Genomic DNA, 17,346 nt, shown 5'->3' on the forward strand with positions numbered 1-17,346 from the left:
GCACCCGAGACGGCCTGTCGAAGAAAGAGATCATCCGCTGTTTGAAGCGCTACATAGCCCGCGACCTCTACCGGATAATCACCTCCAACGATCAAGAAAGCCCCTCTTGACATCCATAGGAGCATCCATCCCCAGGGACGTGTCAGCGGCCGGCGATCAGCGCCTCGCCGATGGCCACCATGGCGTCGGCGAGTTGCTCCATGAACTCCGAGATCGGCTTGCCGTCCTCGGACTGGAGCGAGACGAACGCGCCGTCGAACCCGGCCATGCCGAAGTGGGCGAGGGCGTCGGCGACCACGTTCGCGGCGTCCTCTGGTTAGCTACATGTGCAACTAACCATGTAACCTTGCGCCGCGCCTGTCAAGCCGCCCGGGCGTCCCGCGACCTCAGCCGGCGGCAGCGCCGGGACCCGTTTCCCGCTTTGGAAAAGGCGGCCGGGGATGCGTGGGCGGCGTCGTCTCGACGCAGCGGACGGTGTGATCGGGCCGTACGGCTGGCGGCGCAGTGCGCACCTGGGGCAGAGCGGACGCAGACACCGACACTGACACCGACACGAGGAACGGTGGCCGACCAGGACGAGCGACAGCACTGTCCGCGGGACCGCGCCCTCGTGGAACGCGTGCGCCTGGTCCGCGAGTCGGAGCTGAAGCTGACCGAGCGTGAGGACGATGCCGACGCACGGGACCGGGCGGCGGATGCCGGGACCGCACCGCCGATCAGCGGGATCACCGTGCCGATGAGCGGGACAGGGCGTTAGAGCCTTGCTGTCATGGCCACGATCGCGGCGATCATCATCTGTGACTCGCATCGCTCTATGGCGTGATTCTGGGATCGCTATTTGGCGTACCTTTCGATCTTCGGAACGGTCTCGACCAGACAGAATCTGGATACTGTCCCCTCCCGCGAACAGCGTCCCACTAGGTCAACGCCCTGTCGCTAGCGTGGGTCCCAATCTGGCCCCTCACCACGCCATGAACGAGCTGGAGGAACTGCTGCTGACCTACAGCAGCTACGAGTACACCGGCGACGTCGAGCCCGGTGAGCTGCCCGCCCCGCTTGCCGGCCGCGTCGCGCTGGAGGCCATGCAGCGGCTGTGGGAGGCGATCGCGCCCACGCAGGGCGATCACGTCGTCAAGGCCGGCACCACCGGCCGCCTGCTGGCCAGCGACGGCCGTTACGAGTTCGTGCCGCTGTGTCTGGTCGAGTTCGAGGCGACCGACGTCGACATCCTCGCCGCGGCCGCCCGGGTGCTCGGCGACCCGCACGCGCGCCAGGCCGTACGCGATGGCCTGGAGGACGGCCAGCCGACCTGCCCGCCGACGAACTGGTCAAGCGCGCCGCCCAGCTGGCCGGGCTGCTGGACCTGGCCGACACCGACGACACCACGATGCTCCGCGAGCGCCTGGCCGCCGCCGGCATCCACCGCCCCAACGGGCAGGCATCGCGGACAGATGCTGTTCCTGGTCGCGGCCATGGCCGCGGAGATGGAGCGCGACCTGATCCAAGAGCGGACTCTGGAGGGCTTGGCCGCTGCCCGCGCCGTCGGTCGCGTCGGCGGCCGCCCGGTCGTGGTGACCGAGGACGTGCTGGCCATGGCCAGGGCCCGCCGCGAGCGCGGCCACTCGGTCACGAAGATCGCCCGCGAGCTCGGCATCGAGCGCTCGACGCTGTACCGGGCACTCGAAGGCGACGCCCTTCATGGCGCAAACGCCATAACTGCGGCCGCCGTCGACCAGGACCACGACGACCCCGGGGCCGCGCGCCCACCGCTACCGTCCAAGAGCAGGCGCTTGAGGAACCGGCCGCTGGCGACGATGAGAGTCAGGCCAGCTCTGAGGCCGACGTTGACCGGCTGCGCGACCTGCGGACCGTTGCCCGGTTGGGCCCGGACTGGGCCACCGACGACAACGACGTGCTGCGGGGGCGGCGCGAGACCCGCGCCGGCAGCGTGAGCCCGGCCTGGCCCGGCACCGGCTGGACCGCCCGCAACGCCCAGCACACCCCGATCACCACCGGCGTCGGCAAGCGCGGCGTCTACGGCTCCCGGATCAAGGCGCTGACTGCCGTGGCCGCCGATCGGCGTCGGCTGGGCCGGACGAGGCGGTCGCCGGGCGTTGGAACGTTCCGCCATTCGGGCGCGGGCACGCGGCGGGTGGGCCGCCGCGGCGGCGTTCCTGCAGCGGTGCGTGACGTTGACCGCAGATGCGTCGCTGCGTGCCGAGCGCGCGCGGTGGCGGCCGCGGACGCCACCTTGCAGGCCGGTGACCTCGACACCGCTCGCCGCTTTGCCGAGATGGCCGACCGGGCCGCCCGCAGCGAGGTGCAGCGTGCCCGGGGCCATCTGGCCCGCAGCCGGATCACGTTCGCGTCGAGCCTCAATCAGGAGGGGTGTGGCGCCGTTGGTCGAGGAAGTGGTCGTGGGCAACAGTGACGAGTGGCTCGTCAGCGACCGGCGGTGCGGCGGCGGTGCGCCTTCTGACGGCATGCGGGGCCGCAGAACCTGGCCGGCCGTCCGGTGCGGGAGGGCCGGAGGTGCCGTCCGCACTGCCGGCAGCGCGGACCGTCCTCCTCCCCGGACCCGTTGGCACCGTCCCTTGCGTCACCGCCGTCTGCGCCCGTCGAGTTTCGTGACAGTTTTGGCAAGGCTTTCGTTACGGGTGGCAGGGGAGGGCGCCCGTCCGCCGGAGCGGGGCGCAACCCGTCGAGGACGAGCGCCGTCGCCCGGCCGGGTGCGCCGTTTCGCCTGCCCTCCATGGCCAGGCAGCCGCTCAGGAGCGTCCGTACGTCGGCCGAGTCGACGTCCGGCCGTACTGCGCCGGCGCGCTGGGCCCGGTCGAGCAGTGTGCCGAGGGCGGCCGCGTATTCCTCCCGGGCCGGCGCGGCGAGGCGCAGGTCGACCCCGGCGGACAGGGCGTCGCACAGGGCCTTGTTCAGCGCGGCCCGTTCGACGGTGAGGCGGACCGCCTCGAAGAACGCCTCGGCGGGATCAGGGGAGGCGGCCAGGGCGCTGACCTCCTCGGTGAGCTGTTGCAGGCGCTCCAGCACCACCGCCTCGAACAAGGCATCCTTGCTCGGGAAATGCCGGTAGACCGTTCCGGCTCCCACTCCGGCTCGCCGGGCGATCTCGTCCAGCGGCACCTCGAGGCCGATCTCCGCGAAGGCATGCTGCGCCGCTTCCAGCACGCGGCTCCGGTTGCGTCGCGCGTCCGCTCGCGCGGGCGCGACGCCGACACGGGCGACCTCGTCGGACATGTGCTCCTCCTCGGCCCGCTTTGACAAACGGAGCGATCGTTCCGTAACGTCCAACCGGGTTGGTCGTTCCGATTCTATCCACGGCCTGCACAGCCGTCATCTCCTCAAGGAGTTCCATGAGCACCTCTTCGCCCCGCCAGGTCGTCGACCGTTTCCTGCGCGCCTCAGCCGCCAACGCCTGGGACGACCTCGCCGACCTGTACGCCCCCGACGCAGAGATCGAGATCCCCTTCGCGCCCGAAGGCATCCCAGCCCGATCGCAGGGGCGGGAGATCTTCCGTGCCCGATTCAAGGCAGCCGCTGCGCTGCGGCGGTTCGAGAAAGCCGCCCCCGTCGTCATCCACGAGACGCGCGACCCGGAGGTCGTCATCGTGGAGTACGACCTCCACGGATCCATGACGAGGTCTGGCCGGCCCTTCGTCTTCTCTTACGTCATGGTCATGCGGATCAGGAACGGGCTGATCGTCCACTCGCGCGACTATGCCAACCCTCTGGCCGGGGCCGAGTTCCGCGACGAACTAGCCGAAGAGATCAAGTAGATCTTCGTCGGGGACACATTCCGTCTCGCCAGGTGCGTCAATGCTCCCGCGGCAAGCACCGAGGCGCTGCTACTTCTCCGCCGGCCTGGGAAACGATCACGCCGCTCTCGGGAAGCGACCTTTCAAGCCCTCGTCGCGTCCCAGGTCAGACCTACGTGTGAACGCCTCGATGCGAATTGCCGCGAAGCTGCCCTGGGGGTTTGCCGCGAGGTGTCAGTGGGATCGCCACGGTGTGTCGGCAAGATCACTAAACGGCGGGTCGGTCGTCCGGACCCCCGGTTCGTGGAGGATGACGATCGCCGGTAGGGGCCCAGAGGGTCTTCCCTCTCCAGCGGCAAGATGTGATGGTGCAGAGCACACGCCGAGCTGCGTCCGGCGATGATCTCGGCGCGTCCGATGCTGAGGTGGTCCAGGGAGGGGAAGTCCTGGTGCAGGCGGACCGAGTCCAGGGTGGACACGACCGACACGGCGCCGGTGAGCCTGATGCGGGTGGTGACGGAGAAGTCGCCTGCTTGAGCCCGATCATCCATCGGCCCGCCGGCAGCACCAACCCGAGTATGGCGATGAGCACCGCTGTCCGGAGGCTCCAGCGGGCTTGCCACACCTCGACGACCAGGAAGAACACGCTGTTGCCGAGGAGTGCAGGACGATGGCGAACAGCCATCGCGGAATCCCATCGAGCAGTCCCCAGAGGAACATGGCTCCGCAACCGCGATGCCGCACCGCCCTGGCACCTTGAGCGCCGACAGGACGGAGCCGTCCAAGGCCGCCCCGATCGCGCCGAGACCGGCCAGTGTCAGTACGCTGACGGCGGTCTTGTACCGCGACGCGGCCTCTGCCCGTGATCGACTGGCGTAGACGTAGACAACCGCGATCATCATTGGGTTGCTTTTGTTGTGCGTGGGGCTGGGATCCTTCAGATCCGGCCCGGCCTGGGTCACGGGCGTCTCGCCAGCCGAGAACGCGTCAGCCCTGGGCTGGAGATCGGATTCGGCCTTGGGGGTCCAGCGGAGGTGCAGATGCAGGTCATGTCGTCCGTCCCGCAGGTCGGGGCATCGGCACCTGCAGGCGCTCTACAGGGGTCAGGTGTAGGCGATCAGTCGCCCGGCGGCGACCACTCCTGCCCATGTGGCCAGCGATACGGCGCCCGCCGCTCTGGCCGCCGCTGGTGCGCGGCGGTCGCCGTCCCACTCGGCGACCCGGCGAAAGACACCGAGGTGGAACAGGGCCACGTTCATTCCGGCCACGCCTAGCAACGCCAGCCTGACCGGCGCGGCGCCGGTGCCCGCGATCTCCCTGGCCCCGGCCACGAACATCGCCACCCCGGACAACGCCGCGCCGGCAAAGCCCGTGCGGGCCACCGGCAACAGGCGCCGGGCCGCCGCCGATACTGAGAGCGTGCTCCGTCCCACTCCGAGCAGCCGCAGGTCGAACAGGGCGGCTGGGCCGACCAGCAGCGCCAGCCCCAGCAGGTGAACGATCTCCAACGAGGAGTACGCCCACGGAGTCCCCCTGACGAATTCGGCCGCCCACGTGCCTTCAAGCCATGTCAGAAGTTCCACGCCGCTTCCTCCACACCCATACCGCGACAACCGCTCCGCTGCCGGCCAGCAGGCCAGCCCCCGCAAACCACGGCAGCGCTCCCGCGGCGGCGCTCTCTTCGGCGGCGGAGGGATCGGCAGGGGCCGCTTCAGGTCCACCGGCGGAGCTTGGCGAGATCGGCGGCCGGCTCTGCGGCAGGGGAACCGAGCGCTGCCTGATCGCCCGGCCGTCCTGTCTGATGATCAGCTCTGGCCGGAACTCTTCGGCATGCTCGCGATGGACATATCCCACGGCCTCCAGCCGCTCGCCCTCCTGCACGCGGTCCGGCATGCCCCACGCTGTCAGGCGCTCCACCGGCGCGAGGATCAGCACCACCTCGTCGTCTCGACCGTCGAACGCCTGACTGCGCTGCAGCACCTCCCGCCCGCCAAGCTCCTCCAGTTCCGCCGGGATGGACCGCGCAGCGAGCCCGGACGGCACCCGCACCGGGCCGGCCACGCGTAGCCGCACCTGCGGGTGCGGATTGCCCCACCGCACCTCGCTCACCGTCCCAGACACGTACATTGGCCGCTCGGTCCTGAAGTCCTCCCAGCCGTGGTGCAGCGTGGTGAGGAGGGCAAGCCCGGAAATCATCAATTTCATGACCGTAACCCTGGCGGTCGCAAGACGTTTGTGCCGGATCCACAGGTAGAGACCTGCCGATTAATATCCGCTGTATATGAATCTTCATCAGTTGCGCTACGCGATCGCTCTTGCCGAGGAGCTGAACTTCAGCCGGGCCGCGCTGCGCGATGGAGTGCGGCAGCCGCCGTTCAGCCAGCAGATCGGCAAGTTGGAGGAGGAACTGGGCGTGCGGCTGTTCGAGCGCACGACCAGGCAGGTCCGCCTCACGCCTGCGGGGGAGGCGTTTGTGGCAGAGGCCCGTGCGAGCCTGACCCACGCCGCCCTTGCCGCCGAATCTGCCAGGCGGGTGGGCAGAGGAGAGGCAGGGCGGTTGGTCGTCGGGTTTGTCGGGTCGGCGGCCAACTTCACGTTGCCGAAAGTGCTGCGCCACTTCCGAACCCGCTACCCGAGCGTGCATGTAGAGCTGCGCGAACTGCCTACCGCCCAGCAGGCCGAGCAACTGCGTCAAGGTCTGCTCGACGTCGGGCTCCTGCACGCGCCGCTCGCGGGGCTCGCCGCCGAGGTGTTGACCACCCGCACCGTGGCTCTCGAGTTACTGCTTGCCGCTCTGCATGCCGACCACCGCCAGGCCGCGTGCAGGTCACTGTCGATGTCCGCCCTTGCCACCGACCCGTTCGTCATGTTTCCCCGACGGTACGGTCCCGCGCTGTACGACCAGATAACCGCCTTGGCCAGAGCGGCCGGATTCCAGCCCCGGATCGTGCAGGAGGCCGTGCAGATGCAGACCATCGTCGGCCTGGTGGCGGCCGGGATCGGCGTGTCCATCGTGCCGGCGTCGCTGGCCCGGCAGCGGCGGGCCGACGTCGCTTTTCGCCCACTTGCACCGGCCGCTCGGGGCGCCACCCTGGATGTGGCCTGGCGCACCGGTGACCCCAACCCGATGGTCCACAACTTCCGTTCCTTGCTGCCCACACCTCCCTCCCACCTTTGAGTGCCGAAGCCGGTGCCAGTGTCCTGCGATGGGAATCCTCATCCTCCGGGGTCTCTTCATCCGGTCGGTCAAGGGGGTCGGCGGCGTACCGGACTTCGGGGTGCCTGCGGCGACTTCTGCAGTCGTTCCTTAGGCGTCGGGTCCGCCACAAACCGTCACACGACGCGCATCTTAGATCACTATCCGTCGGTGCACTTTAATCGGGCCGAGTTTGCGCGGCGCTCGGAGGCTCAGCGGGACTTCCCAGCCGGATATGCACCAGTACAGGACCCCGACGCCGGCTCCCCGTCGACCTCAACCCAGGGACCTGGACGCGATGCGCGCGAGTCGGCGCCTAACGCTCGCCCGGAGTGACAACACCGGATTCGTACGCCAGTACCACCGCCTGGACCCGGTCCCGCAGCCCGAGCTTCGTCAGAATGCGCCCCACGTGGGTCTTGATCGTGGCCTCCGACAAGAACAACTCGGCCCCGATCTCAGCGTTGGACGCGCCTGCGGCCAGGCTGAGGAAGACTTCACGCTCACGCTCCGTGAGCACCTTGAGCACGGCGTCCGGGTCGGTATCGGCCCTCGCGACGAGCCGTCCGATGAGCCGGCGGGTCGTGGCGGGCGCGATGATCGAGTCACCCCGGTGCACGTGCCGGATCGCAGCGATGATCTCCTCGCCTGGCGCGTCCTTCAGCATGAACCCGCTCGCACCGGCGCGCAGCGCGGCCAGGGCGTGCTCGTCGAGATCGAACGTGGTCAGCACCAGCACCTTCGGCGGGTCATCCAGCCGCTGGATCTCCCTGGTGGCGATGACACCGTCCATTCGGGGCATGCGGATGTCCATCACCACCACGTCGACGTGCCGCGACTCCAGCGCCGACAGGGCCGCCAGGCCGTCGGCGGCCTCGGCGACCACCTCCATGTCGGGCTGGGACCTGACGACCATGGCCAGGCCGTTGCGCAGCAGCTCCTGATCGTCGACGATCATGATCCGGATGATGGGATACTCCTCGGCTCATAAGGCAGGGTGGCCGACAGTTCGAAGCCGGTGCCCGAGCGTCTGCCGGCCTCCAGGGTGCCTCCTACCATGCTGAGACGTTCGCGCATCCCAGTCAGCCCGACGCCGGCCTCTCCGGCGGGCGGCCCGGCGCCGTCGTTCGTGATGGTGATGTGCAGTCTGTCCGCGCGCCAGGCCAGCGTCAGGCCGGCGGCGGCCGTCGCCCCCGCGTGTTTGATCACGTTGGTCAGTCCCTCTTGGATGACACGATAGGCGGTCAGGTCGACGGCGGGGCGCAGCGGCCGGGCGTCCCCGACCTCCCGTACGGCGAGCCGGACGCCTGTGTCGCGTACCTGGTTGAGCAGGTCGGAGAGATCGCCGAGGCCCGGTTGCGGAGTGGTGCCGCCGTCGGCGCGTAGCACGCCCAGGAGCCCGCGCATGTCGCGCAGGGCCTCGCGCCCGACCCCGGCGATGGTGGCGAACACATCCGCCCCGGGCGAGCCGAGGTCGGACAGCCTGCCACCCTCCGCCTGGCTGACCATGACGGCGAGCGAGTGGGACACCACGTCGTGCATCTCGCGGCTGATGCGGTCGCGCTCGGCCCGCGCCGCCTCCTGCCGCTCCCGCGCACGGTCGGCCTCTGCGCGCTCGGCCTTCGCTCTGAGCTCGGACAGGAACAACACCCGGATCCGGCTGAGGCGGCCCAGCGACCACAGGCATGCCGCTGCGGCGACCAGGCCGACCGACAGTCCGATCCGCCACGCGGCCAGCTCGTAGGAGCCCGACGAGCCGCCCCATGAGGCCGGATTCCACAGACGCGCCAGGACCAGGGCCACACCCGTCAGGGCGACACCCAGACAGGCCAGGCTGGGCAGCAGGTCCAGCCGGCCGGAGGCCGTGTAGAGCAGCAGCCCGAAGACCAGCGTGCTCGGCAGCAGCACCGCCGGATAGTAGGCGCCGCCCGGGTCATGCAGAGGCGGTAGTGCCACCAGCAGCAGCATCGCCGCGGTGGCCAGGCCGTACGCCACCAGCGGGCGCAGCCGACGCGGAACGACGCACCCGTGCAGCACCAGCAGGCCGAGACCCGCGAGCAGGCGGAGCGGCAGAGGGCTGTCCGAGGCCCGGAGCAGGCTCAACGAGACCAGGCCGAGCGGCAGGAAGAGCAGGACCGCGAGCAGGGCATCGGTGCTCACCTGATGCCGGTCGAGAAACGAGTCCACCGCGGCATCGGAAGATGATGGGGACTCTCGCACGCTCACCATTATGGTCGGCGTGCGTGAACGAGGTGCCGGCGGCGGGACAGGTACGACAGCGCGGCCACAGCCAGAGCCGCACCCCACAGCGGCCACAACATCTCTGGCAGCCAGGCCCCCAGTTCGGTGTTCGCCCCCGCAGGGCCGACCTGCTCGCCGGTGAGCTTCTTGCGGACGTACATCAGTCCGGCGGAAGTGATGGGGAGGGAGACGGCCAGAGCCGAGTAGGCCGGGAGCCTCGCCGGAATCGGACGCCCGCGCAGGAACGGTGCCCAGCGCGGCCAGATCTCGCCCCACGGCCGGACCAAGCCAACGGTCAGGACCGCACCGATGAGACCGAGCGTGCTGAGGCCGGCGCCGATCGGGGTGATCTCGGCGATGTAGGCCAGAAACTGGTCGCTGATCCCGACAGGCACGCCCAGCAGCCAGCCGAAGCGGGTGACGGCGTAGACGACGGGGACGGCGACCGCGACGGCGGTCGCGTACTGCCCGACCCGTAGCGCGCCGGCGCCGCTACCAGGTCGCCCGCCCCCTGCGATCAGCGCGCGCGTCCCCAGGAGCATCAGGCTGACGCCGACCGCCATCAGGATGAGCAGGTTGACGCTCGGCCACGTGAGCATGGTCGCGATCATCGAGAACTCGGCCTGGCCGGCGAGCGCGGCGACCAGCATCACCGGCAGATACCCAGCGGTCATCATGATGCGCACGTCAGGCAGGAGCACCGCCAGGCCGGCACCGACCGCGACGGCCACGACGGCGGGGGCCCGGTTGAGCGGACCTCTGCCGGCGAGCACGGCGACGACGCCGGCCACCAGTGCCGCCACCGCGAGCACAGCCCCGCCGGCTGCCGCTGGAAGAGGGTCGAGCAGGGTGTTGCCCGCGCCCGTACGGCTGGCGTCGAAGGGATATGCGGGCCCGCCGAGAGCCCAGAGCACGCTGAAGGGCAGATAGCTCACCGACCAGACGGCGACGATCAAGGTCGGCACGATTGTGGGCCGGTTTCGTGGGGGAGAGGTGTTCACCTGGCCCAATATGCTGCCGCGAGGGTGCCCCGCACATCGTCACCGGGTCTCGGCCGGGTCCTCCGGAGGTCGCGACGGCGCCGTCCCAAAGGATGACGCCCGACCGTCCGGTCGACGAGAGCGGGGCGCCTGCTCAGCTCGGAGTTGACCCAGGCGATCACGTGGGCGACGGTGTGCTCAGAGCCCTGTGGCCAGGGGAGGGGGGCGCCGGGGCGTCCAGGTCGGCGTCGGTGAGGCGATCCAGCTCGGTCAGCCGAGTGGTGCGGAGATCACGCAACCATGCGACGGCGCTCGTTCCATCACCCGGCCAGGTGATCTCGATCCTGTCCCGAGGTTTGCGTCCCTGAGCGTGATCGATGGTCACACTCCACCACCAACCGATGTGCCAGCTCAACCAGCCGATGGTGGGAACCGGTTCGGTCTCCGCCCAGTCGGGCACCCATGTTGCGGTGGCGCCAGGGCGCACAGTCCAGCAAAGAGTGGCGGGTTCCCACAGAAAAGTCCGCAGGTTGCAGGCGGTCCAAGTGGTAATCGAACAACGACCAGGTGAAGTCGAACTGCCACGCAGCAAATCGCATCGAGATACGTTCGTCAGGACAGATTGACAGACTCCGCTGGCTCCGGCGGGAATCTCTCGCCGTAAGAGCTGCTTCGATCTGCTGACCAATCGAGCCTGTAGCGACGCCCCCGGCGACTGCGCGGGTCGGGCAACGTGTCCGGGACCTTGGCCAGGGTGGGCAGATCGAGCAGGGTGGTCGGCGGGTCAGTGACGGTGACGTGCTCCAAGTGTCGGGCGAGCACATCGATCGGGGTGATGGCACGGAACGCAGCCCCCGTTCTTGATCCTGGCGTGGACAACCGATGATCATCGGGGGACACGTTTGTCATTCACGCCCGGGGCCCCCTCAAGCACCCAGCCACGTCATGCCTGCAGACCCCCGACCAGCTGAGAACGCGTCGACCCTGGTGATAAGGGCCTTTTAGCTGGTTCGGTCGAGGATGCCGCGTGGCCCGCCCATGTCGAGGGCGAGGCGGTTGACCCTGCCGCCACGTCCCCCTTGATCACCTGGCAGCCCGCCAGCTCCTAGGAGCCGGGGCGCGGCTCCTCGTCGTAGATGCCGATCGACCAGAGGCCCCGTTGAGGGCCAGTCTGGGCCGCCAGACGCTCTGGCATCGCGATGATCGCCTCTCGATCCCATGGTCCGTCGCATCTCCCCGCTCGTCGGTCGGCGAGGGGACACTTGTCAGCCAGCCCGGCCGATCCGATCGGCGCGTCGGCGGGGAAGACCCAGACCTCCAGGTTTTGCGGGGCCCGCAGCCAGTCTGGCGTCGCGGAACTCTGGTCGTACTGAACTTGGAGACCTCGGCCCAGCCGTACGCATGGGGTGAGATCATTCCACGTGCCCTTCGCGTCCCGGACCAGGACCCACGCCTTCAGGTCGGCGCAGCGGATCGCGAACCCCGTGTGAACGCTGGTCGGCCGGAACGTGATCCGTACCTTCTCTCCCACGGAGTGGTAGGTCTGACCGAAGATCAACGACACCGGCCCGTACGTGCTCTCCATGGTCCGCGGCAGTTCGACTCCCGTCAGGAAGTACGCCGTGACGTCCGTGGCTGGTTCGCCGGGGTTCCCGTCGAGCCCTGGCAGCACGACTCCGGCCAGGGCCACGACCGTTGCGGCGGCCCCCGCCAACGCCGCCCCTGCCGCCGCCCGCCGGCGAACGCGCGTCCTGGCTCCCTGCCGCTTGATCTCGCTCACCCGGGGAGGCAGTCCAGCCTCTCGGACGCTGTTCTGGGCGAACATCGCGCGCAGGTCGTCCTCGGTGTACTGAGTCATCGAAGCGCCTCCAGCTCCAGGTCGTGTAGTGCGGGATCCACGCGAAGCCGCGCCAATGCTCTGCTCAGCTGTTTCTTCACACTGTCGACCGAGCATCCAAGCGCGTCGGCCACTTGCTGCGGGGTCAGATCGTCGAAGTAGCGCAGGACGAGCGCCGCGCGTTGCCGGGCCGGCAGGCCACCGACCGCCGCCCAGAGGGCCGAGCGCCGTGCGACGCCGGTCTCGAAGTCCAGACCGGTGGGGTCCTCTGGTAGCGCCTCGGTCGGCACCTCGCCCCGCCAGTGCCGCCTCCACCAGGAGGCGTGGGTGTTGACGAGGATCCGGTACACGTACGGGTCGGGGTCGGCCTCGATCCTGAGCCACACCGTCCAGGCCTTGACCAGCGCTGTCTGCACCAGGTCCTCGGCCGTCTGCCAGTCTCGGGTCAGCAGGTACGCCGTACGGCATAACCGCTCGTGTCGTTGCCCGACATATTCGGCGAACCCATCCGCCATGCGTCCTCCAAATCCGTCCCGCCTCACGGTGTACTACCGGCTGGAGGAGCGGTCCGGGTGACCGGGTCCGATCATTCGCTTTACGCGTCTGGGCGATCTTTGTCAGGCAAGCTGCTCCGCGGAGTACGGTGAGCAGGGATAATGCCAGCAACGGGCCGAGCCGGTAGCCGCATCGCGGGTCAAACACCGCATCCAGGACTTCGGCCAGCCAGAGGTGGGAAGATCGAGCATGTCGGTCGGCGGGTCGGCGGCGGTGACGTGCTCCAAGCGTCGGGCGAGCGCGTCGATCGGGGATCGATGGCACGCGAACACGGGCCCTGTTCTTGATCGACTGGCTTTGACAACCGACGATCATCGGGGGTCGCGCTTGTGATTTGCACCGGCGGGCCCCCAGCCGGACCATGCCTGCGCTGGGTCCACCAGCCGAGAACGGCTTCAGCCCTGGCCCGTGGCGGCGCGGCTGCAACGAAAGTACCAGCGATCTGCTGCGCCAGGACGGACCTGCTGACCGCGCCGGGGCGGGTGCGGGTGATGATGGCGGCGGTGCTGGGTCTCGGCCGCTTAGTGATCTACATTGTAAAGCTGCTGGGTTTAGAAAGATTAACCTTTCACCCTGCCCCAACTCCAGGCACCCGCTAGAGAAAAAGCCGATGCCGCCTTCTGGCCTGAACGCTATGACATCGGCGGCATCCAGTATTCAGGCCGGCCGCCTGGCCTGCGACGTAGGAATCTCGATCCGGCCGACCCTCCCAGGAATACGCAGGATCACGGTACGCCCGGGCGTCCTTCGCCGAGGGCACGGTCTTCTTCTGGGACTTGTGGCGGCGACACCGCCACCAGCTGCTGACCCCGCACACCATGGGCGTGCCGGCCGCTGCCGACACGCCCCCCCTTTCTGTGGACAAGATTCTCAAGAAGCGGCCGATCGACTGGGACCTCATCACCCGCGACTACGACCAGATGATCAAGTACGCGACGGCGCTGCGGCTGCGGACGGCCGAGACCGAGCAGGTGCTGCGCCTTTTTCATGAAGGGCAACGGCCCCAAACATCCGGTCTACCTGGCCCTGGAGGAACTCGGCCGGGTCGTGCGTACGATCTTCGCCGGCGACTACCTTCTACGGGCGTGAGGCCGCGGCACGCCTAGGCCACGTGCTCGGCCTACACCCGATCGTCCAGTTCCACGTAGTTGGTGGTCGGAGGTGTCTAATTACTGGTGGGAGGCGTCGGCGGACAAGAGCGGCAACGGCAGCGGTACAACTGACCCTGGTCGGGGTGCTAGGCTGCCGTTCGTTCAGTATCGGATCGGCGTGGGAGGGAGGTGAGGTTTGATGACCGCGGTGAAGACCGCTGCTATGCGCAGCGCCCGGACCAACCTCACGTCCCGGGCCCCGGTCTGACCTACTTCTTCCCCCAAGCCTTGAGCCATCGGGTTCGCCAGGCGGGGTGATGTCCGCGTCTCGTCGGGGCCCCTTCTCCGCAAGGGTCTCTCACGTTGCCATACACGTACACCGATCCATCCGGCCTGTCCCGGTATGGGTGGACCGGCGCACTCGACCAAACCTTCACCGAGCACTATGAAGCGGGCCTCGTGCCGGCCCGGATCTCCCGGGTCGATCGCGGCCTGTGCACGGCGATCACCACGTCGGGCCCGATGCGGGCCACGTTCGCCGCGCCGCACCCGCCCGAACCGCTCCTGACGCCCTGCACCGGCGACTGGGCCGCGCTGCGCCCGGGCGCCGAACCGCACCTGGTGGCGTTGCTGCCGCGGCACAGCGCGATCGTGCGCTCGTCGGCGTCCAGGTCCTCCCACGGACAGGTGCTCGCCGCCAACGTCGACACGGTCGTCATCGCCCTGTCCCTGGCCACGTCCCTGGATGCGGCCAAACTGGAGCGGCTGCTCGCCCTGGCCTGGGAGAGCGGAGCACAGCCGCTGATCGTCTTGACCAAGGCGGACCTGGCCCACGATCCCGAGGCCGTCCACGCCGAGGCCGAAGCGCTGGCACCCGGCGTGGACGTCCTGGTCACCAGCGTCGCCACCGGTCACAACATCGACGTGCTGGCCGCGCTGGTACACGGCACCACCGTGCTGCTCGGCCCCTCGGGCGCGGGCAAGTCCACCCTCGGCAACACGCTGCTCGGCGAGGAACTGCTGGCCACCGGCACGGTACGAGAGCAGGACGGCAAGGGCCGCCACACCACCGTCCGCCGCGAGCTGCTCCCCCTGCCCGGCGGCGGGGTCCTCATCGACACGCCCGGCCTGCGCGGGATCAGCCTGCACGACGCCGCCGACGGACTGGAGCAGGTCTTCGCCGAGATCGAAGAACTCGCCGCGTATTGCCGCTTCGGCGACTGCTCCCACGACACCGAGCCAGGATGTGCGGTGCAGGCCGCCATCCAGGCGGGTGAACTGCCGGAACGTCGCCTGCGCAGCTACCACAAGCTGCAACGGGAGAACGCCTGGGCGGCCTCACGTACCGATGCCCGGCTGCGCGAAAAGCGTGTCAACCAGCAGAAGGCCATCACCAGTCACCTGCGCGCCACCTACAAGTTCCGGGACCAGCAGCCATGACCGGCCGCATCCCACCGACCTCCCCGACCGCTCATCATCCACCAGAAGCCCGCACCACCATGCCCGAAAGCCCGCACGACCTGATCAGCGACCCCACTGTGGCGGCGTTCTTCACCCTGCACGGCAACCTGGCACGTCAAGGCCCCGGCTCCGACGCGTCCATCCGCCACCTGCTGTCCCTGGCCGGGCCGCCGGCGCCGCGCCCGCGCGTGCCGGACATCGGCTGCGGGCCGGGCCGCTCCTCTCTGGTGCTGGCCCAGGCCGGCGCCGAGGTCACCGTGGCCGACCTGCATCAGCCGTACCTCGACGAATTGGCGCGAACCGCCGCCGACCGCGGCCTCGTCGTCCACACCGTACGAGTGTCGATGACGGATCTGCCCTTCCCGGACGAGAGCTTCGACCTGATCTGGGCCGAAGGATCCGCGTACTTCATCGGCTTCGACACCGCGCTGCGCTCCTGGCGGCGGCTGCTCGCCCCAGGCGGCCGGCTGGTCGTCACCGAATGCGAATGGAGCACCGACTCCCCATCCGCCGAATCCCGCGCGTTCTGGGATCAGGCGTATCCGTTACGCACACGAGAGCACAACATCGCCACGGCGCACGCCGCAGGGTACGCCGTCGCCGCCCGGCATACACTCGCCGACCGCGACTGGTTCGAGGAGTACCACACGCCGCTGTCACAGCGCGCCCATGCGGCCGACCTGGTCGTACCCGGGATGCGCGAGGCGGTCGCGGCCACCCTGCAAGAGATCACCATGCGCCGCGAGCACGGCGCGGACTACCAGTACACCGGCTATGTCCTGCATCCGCAGGACAAGGAGACGAACCCGATCATGACCTCTTCCCTCACCACCCGTCCCGAGAGCGCCGGCGATGTCGCCATCATCCGCGACATCAACCTTGCCGCCTTCCCCACCCCGCTCGAGGCCGACCTCATCGAAGCGCTGCGGGCCGACCCGCAGGCGTGGCTGGCCGGCCTGTCCTGGCTGGCCGAGGCCCCGGGCGGCGAGCTCGCCGGATACGCGCTGCTCACCCGCTGCCACGTCGGCGACTCACCCGCTCTCACCTTGGGCCCGTGCGCCGTCAAGCCCGACCATCAGCGGCGAGGCGCGGGTTCCGCCGCCATCCGCGCCGCTCTGCAAGCCGCCCGCGAGCAGGGCGAGAACCTGGTGCTCGTGCTCGGCCACGCCGAGTACTACCCGCGCTTCGGCTTCACCCCGGCCTCCGGATTCGGCATCCGCCCGCCCTTCGACGTCGAGGACAAGTACATGATGGCGCTCGCTCTCAACCCTGAACAGCCGGTCCCGAGCGGCGTCATCCGCTACCCGGCGGCGTTCGGCGTCTGACCTTCCGCTCTTCGAATGCGTCTAACGGCCCCCAGCGATGCTGGGGGCCGTTAGACCGTCGCGAAGGTCGGCGGCCTTGCGGCCGAGCATCCGTGCTACGAGACGTGGGACTGGCCTACCTCGGACGCGGTCACGAGCTCGCGTGAGCGAGCAGCGACACGATCGGGATCCAGGTGGCGTCGGACCGGCCTGAAGCCAGGTCCAAGCTACATGTACGTGGTTATCACGTGCATGAGCGGTCATGGCTGTCCGCCTCGCGCATGGCCAACGCCACCACCCACCGCGCCTACGCCTCGGCCGTCGACCGTACCATCGACCGACTCGGCCGCGACCGCCCGCTGACCGGGGTGACCGACGCCGAGATCGGCACCGCGCTCGCCGACCTGTGGGCAACAAGCGCGCCGGCGACCTGGATCCGCAACCGCGCCCCCGTCCGCTCCAAGGGCGGCGCCGTCGAATGGGTGTACTGGGACAGCGGCACCGCCCACCTCCTGCTCCGCCTGCCCGACGGCAGCACACGCACGCACGGTCCGCTGTTTCTGTCCTAACGGCGCCCGGTCCCGGCCCGCCGCCCGGCCGACGGCGACATCTGCCCGCACACCGGCCGCGCCCGCCTCGGCTACGACCGCGCCCGCGTCCTGCTGGAAAAGTACGCCGGGCTCGACCTGCACCAGCTGCGCCACTCGGCGGCCACCCACCTCGGCGACGCCCAAGTCCCGCTGCAGCTCATCATGGGCAAGACCCGGCACAAGAATCCCCGCACCGCACTGTGCTACGTCAAACCCGGCGCCGAAAAGCCATCGCCAAGGGGCGGCGCAGGCGCTCCGGCCGGAGCAGCCGGGCCTGGCGTGATCAGGCGCCTTCCTGGGCCTGTCTCTTATACCACATCT

General features: G+C 69.2%; 18 protein-coding genes and 2 pseudogenes. 10 read left to right on the forward strand and 10 right to left on the reverse strand.

From position 1 onward, the window contains the following. Window positions 1–142: 142 nt before the first annotated feature. Window positions 143–298 (reverse strand): hypothetical protein, encoded by a 156-nt coding sequence (locus ETD85_RS48140; RefSeq protein WP_206059340.1) that lies wholly within the window; start codon window positions 296–298, stop codon window positions 143–145. A gap of 264 nt (window positions 299–562) precedes the next feature. Here ETD85_RS48140 and ETD85_RS48145 point away from each other — a divergent pair, with 264 nt between their 5' ends. The 3 genes from ETD85_RS48145 to ETD85_RS48155 all read left to right on the forward strand — a co-directional run bounded on the left by ETD85_RS48145 (window position 563) and on the right by ETD85_RS48155 (window position 2,431). After that, window positions 563–757: a hypothetical protein gene (locus ETD85_RS48145; protein ID WP_138696568.1), complete on the forward strand. Its 195-nt coding sequence runs from the start codon at window positions 563–565 to the stop codon at window positions 755–757. 214 nt (window positions 758–971) lie between these two features. Next, the gene (locus tag ETD85_RS67085; RefSeq protein WP_138696569.1) at window positions 972–1,952 is read left to right on the forward strand and encodes a helix-turn-helix domain-containing protein; all 981 of its coding nucleotides are present in this window, start codon (window positions 972–974) and stop codon (window positions 1,950–1,952) included. Beyond that, window positions 1,880–2,431 (forward strand): hypothetical protein, encoded by a 552-nt coding sequence (locus ETD85_RS48155; RefSeq protein WP_138696570.1) that lies wholly within the window; start codon window positions 1,880–1,882, stop codon window positions 2,429–2,431. Before ETD85_RS67085 ends, ETD85_RS48155 begins: the two co-directional genes overlap by 73 nt. Before the next feature lie 11 nt (window positions 2,432–2,442). Here ETD85_RS48155 and ETD85_RS48160 read toward each other — a convergent pair whose 3' ends face one another. Then, on the reverse strand, window positions 2,443–3,252 hold the full coding sequence (locus tag ETD85_RS48160; protein ID WP_138696571.1) for a TetR/AcrR family transcriptional regulator: 810 nt from the start codon (window positions 3,250–3,252) through the stop codon (window positions 2,443–2,445). Window positions 3,253–3,368: 116 nt separating this feature from the next. On the opposite strand from ETD85_RS48160, the gene ETD85_RS48165 reads away from it, so the two are divergent. Continuing rightward, window positions 3,369–3,791 (forward strand): nuclear transport factor 2 family protein, encoded by a 423-nt coding sequence (locus ETD85_RS48165; protein WP_138696572.1) that lies wholly within the window; start codon window positions 3,369–3,371, stop codon window positions 3,789–3,791. A gap of 1,082 nt (window positions 3,792–4,873) precedes the next feature. Here ETD85_RS48165 and ETD85_RS48175 read toward each other — a convergent pair. Both ETD85_RS48175 and ETD85_RS48180 read right to left on the reverse strand, forming a co-directional pair. After that, window positions 4,874–5,353, reverse strand: a complete 480-nt coding sequence (locus ETD85_RS48175) for a hypothetical protein (RefSeq protein WP_138696573.1) — start codon at window positions 5,351–5,353, stop codon at window positions 4,874–4,876. Then, window positions 5,331–5,975 carry a DUF6152 family protein gene (locus ETD85_RS48180; protein ID WP_138696574.1) on the reverse strand — a complete coding sequence of 215 codons (645 nt, stop codon included), beginning with the start codon at window positions 5,973–5,975 and terminating at the stop codon, window positions 5,331–5,333. Before ETD85_RS48180 ends, ETD85_RS48175 begins: the two co-directional genes overlap by 23 nt. Before the next feature lie 76 nt (window positions 5,976–6,051). Between ETD85_RS48180 and ETD85_RS48185 the strand changes: the two genes are divergently transcribed. Next, the gene (locus ETD85_RS48185; RefSeq protein WP_138696575.1) at window positions 6,052–6,948 is read left to right on the forward strand and encodes a LysR family transcriptional regulator; all 897 of its coding nucleotides are present in this window, start codon (window positions 6,052–6,054) and stop codon (window positions 6,946–6,948) included. Between the two features lie 334 nt (window positions 6,949–7,282). On the opposite strand, the gene ETD85_RS48190 is transcribed toward ETD85_RS48185, so the two are convergent. The 6 genes from ETD85_RS48190 to ETD85_RS48215 form a co-directional block, all read right to left on the reverse strand. Beyond that, on the reverse strand, window positions 7,283–7,924 hold the full coding sequence (locus ETD85_RS48190) for a response regulator transcription factor (protein ID WP_138696576.1): 642 nt from the start codon (window positions 7,922–7,924) through the stop codon (window positions 7,283–7,285). After that, window positions 7,921–9,153, reverse strand: a complete 1,233-nt coding sequence (locus ETD85_RS48195) for a sensor histidine kinase (protein WP_170247241.1) — start codon at window positions 9,151–9,153, stop codon at window positions 7,921–7,923. Before ETD85_RS48195 ends, ETD85_RS48190 begins: the two co-directional genes overlap by 4 nt. A 41-nt stretch (window positions 9,154–9,194) precedes the next feature. Further along, on the reverse strand, window positions 9,195–10,163 hold the full coding sequence (locus ETD85_RS48200; RefSeq protein WP_138696578.1) for a hypothetical protein: 969 nt from the start codon (window positions 10,161–10,163) through the stop codon (window positions 9,195–9,197). A gap of 202 nt (window positions 10,164–10,365) precedes the next feature. Continuing rightward, complete coding sequence (locus ETD85_RS48205; protein WP_338087248.1) at window positions 10,366–10,674, reverse strand: DinB family protein; 309 nt, start codon at window positions 10,672–10,674, stop codon at window positions 10,366–10,368. Window positions 10,675–11,292: 618 nt separating this feature from the next. Beyond that, a complete protein-coding gene (locus tag ETD85_RS48210) occupies window positions 11,293–12,045 on the reverse strand; it encodes a hypothetical protein (RefSeq protein WP_138696579.1) in 753 nt (250 codons plus the stop codon). Continuing rightward, entirely contained in the window at window positions 12,042–12,539 is a 498-nt protein-coding gene (locus ETD85_RS48215) for a SigE family RNA polymerase sigma factor (RefSeq protein ID WP_138696580.1), read from the reverse strand. Before ETD85_RS48215 ends, ETD85_RS48210 begins: the two co-directional genes overlap by 4 nt. Before the next feature lie 918 nt (window positions 12,540–13,457). On the opposite strand from ETD85_RS48215, the pseudogene ETD85_RS48220 reads away from it, so the two are divergent. The 5 genes and pseudogenes from ETD85_RS48220 to ETD85_RS66345 form a co-directional block, all read left to right on the forward strand. Continuing rightward, window positions 13,458–13,656 (forward strand): annotated as a pseudogene (locus tag ETD85_RS48220) (Tn3 family transposase); the annotation flags it as partial. Window positions 13,657–14,033: 377 nt separating this feature from the next. After that, window positions 14,034–15,110 (forward strand): ribosome small subunit-dependent GTPase A, encoded by a 1,077-nt coding sequence (rsgA, locus tag ETD85_RS48225; protein WP_138696581.1) that lies wholly within the window; start codon window positions 14,034–14,036, stop codon window positions 15,108–15,110. A gap of 59 nt (window positions 15,111–15,169) precedes the next feature. Further along, window positions 15,170–15,619 (forward strand): annotated as a pseudogene (locus ETD85_RS66335) (class I SAM-dependent methyltransferase); the annotation flags it as partial. A gap of 324 nt (window positions 15,620–15,943) precedes the next feature. Then, window positions 15,944–16,456: a GNAT family N-acetyltransferase gene (locus ETD85_RS66340; RefSeq protein WP_240779918.1), complete on the forward strand. Its 513-nt coding sequence runs from the start codon at window positions 15,944–15,946 to the stop codon at window positions 16,454–16,456. 227 nt (window positions 16,457–16,683) lie between these two features. Beyond that, window positions 16,684–17,004 (forward strand): hypothetical protein, encoded by a 321-nt coding sequence (locus tag ETD85_RS66345; RefSeq protein ID WP_240779916.1) that lies wholly within the window; start codon window positions 16,684–16,686, stop codon window positions 17,002–17,004. Window positions 17,005–17,346: the final 342 nt, after the last annotated feature.

It is taken from the genome of Nonomuraea zeae (assembly GCF_005889725.1).
Taxonomy (GTDB): Bacteria; Actinomycetota; Actinomycetes; order Streptosporangiales; family Streptosporangiaceae; genus Nonomuraea; species Nonomuraea zeae.

Coding starts and splice junctions, on each gene's coding strand:
- ETD85_RS48160 (WP_138696571.1), bottom strand. CDS start 3,252: ATGTCCGACGAGGTCGCCCGTGTCGGCGTCGCGCCCGCGCGAGCGGAC.
- ETD85_RS48190 (WP_138696576.1), bottom strand. CDS start 7,924: ATGATCGTCGACGATCAGGAGCTGCTGCGCAACGGCCTGGCCATGGTC.
- ETD85_RS67085 (WP_138696569.1), top strand. CDS start 972: ATGAACGAGCTGGAGGAACTGCTGCTGACCTACAGCAGCTACGAGTAC.
- ETD85_RS66340 (WP_240779918.1), top strand. CDS start 15,944: ATGACCTCTTCCCTCACCACCCGTCCCGAGAGCGCCGGCGATGTCGCC.
- ETD85_RS48215 (WP_138696580.1), bottom strand. CDS start 12,539: ATGGCGGATGGGTTCGCCGAATATGTCGGGCAACGACACGAGCGGTTA.
- ETD85_RS48165 (WP_138696572.1), top strand. CDS start 3,369: ATGAGCACCTCTTCGCCCCGCCAGGTCGTCGACCGTTTCCTGCGCGCC.
- ETD85_RS48185 (WP_138696575.1), top strand. CDS start 6,052: ATGAATCTTCATCAGTTGCGCTACGCGATCGCTCTTGCCGAGGAGCTG.
- ETD85_RS48180 (WP_138696574.1), bottom strand. CDS start 5,975: ATGAAATTGATGATTTCCGGGCTTGCCCTCCTCACCACGCTGCACCAC.
- ETD85_RS48210 (WP_138696579.1), bottom strand. CDS start 12,045: ATGACTCAGTACACCGAGGACGACCTGCGCGCGATGTTCGCCCAGAAC.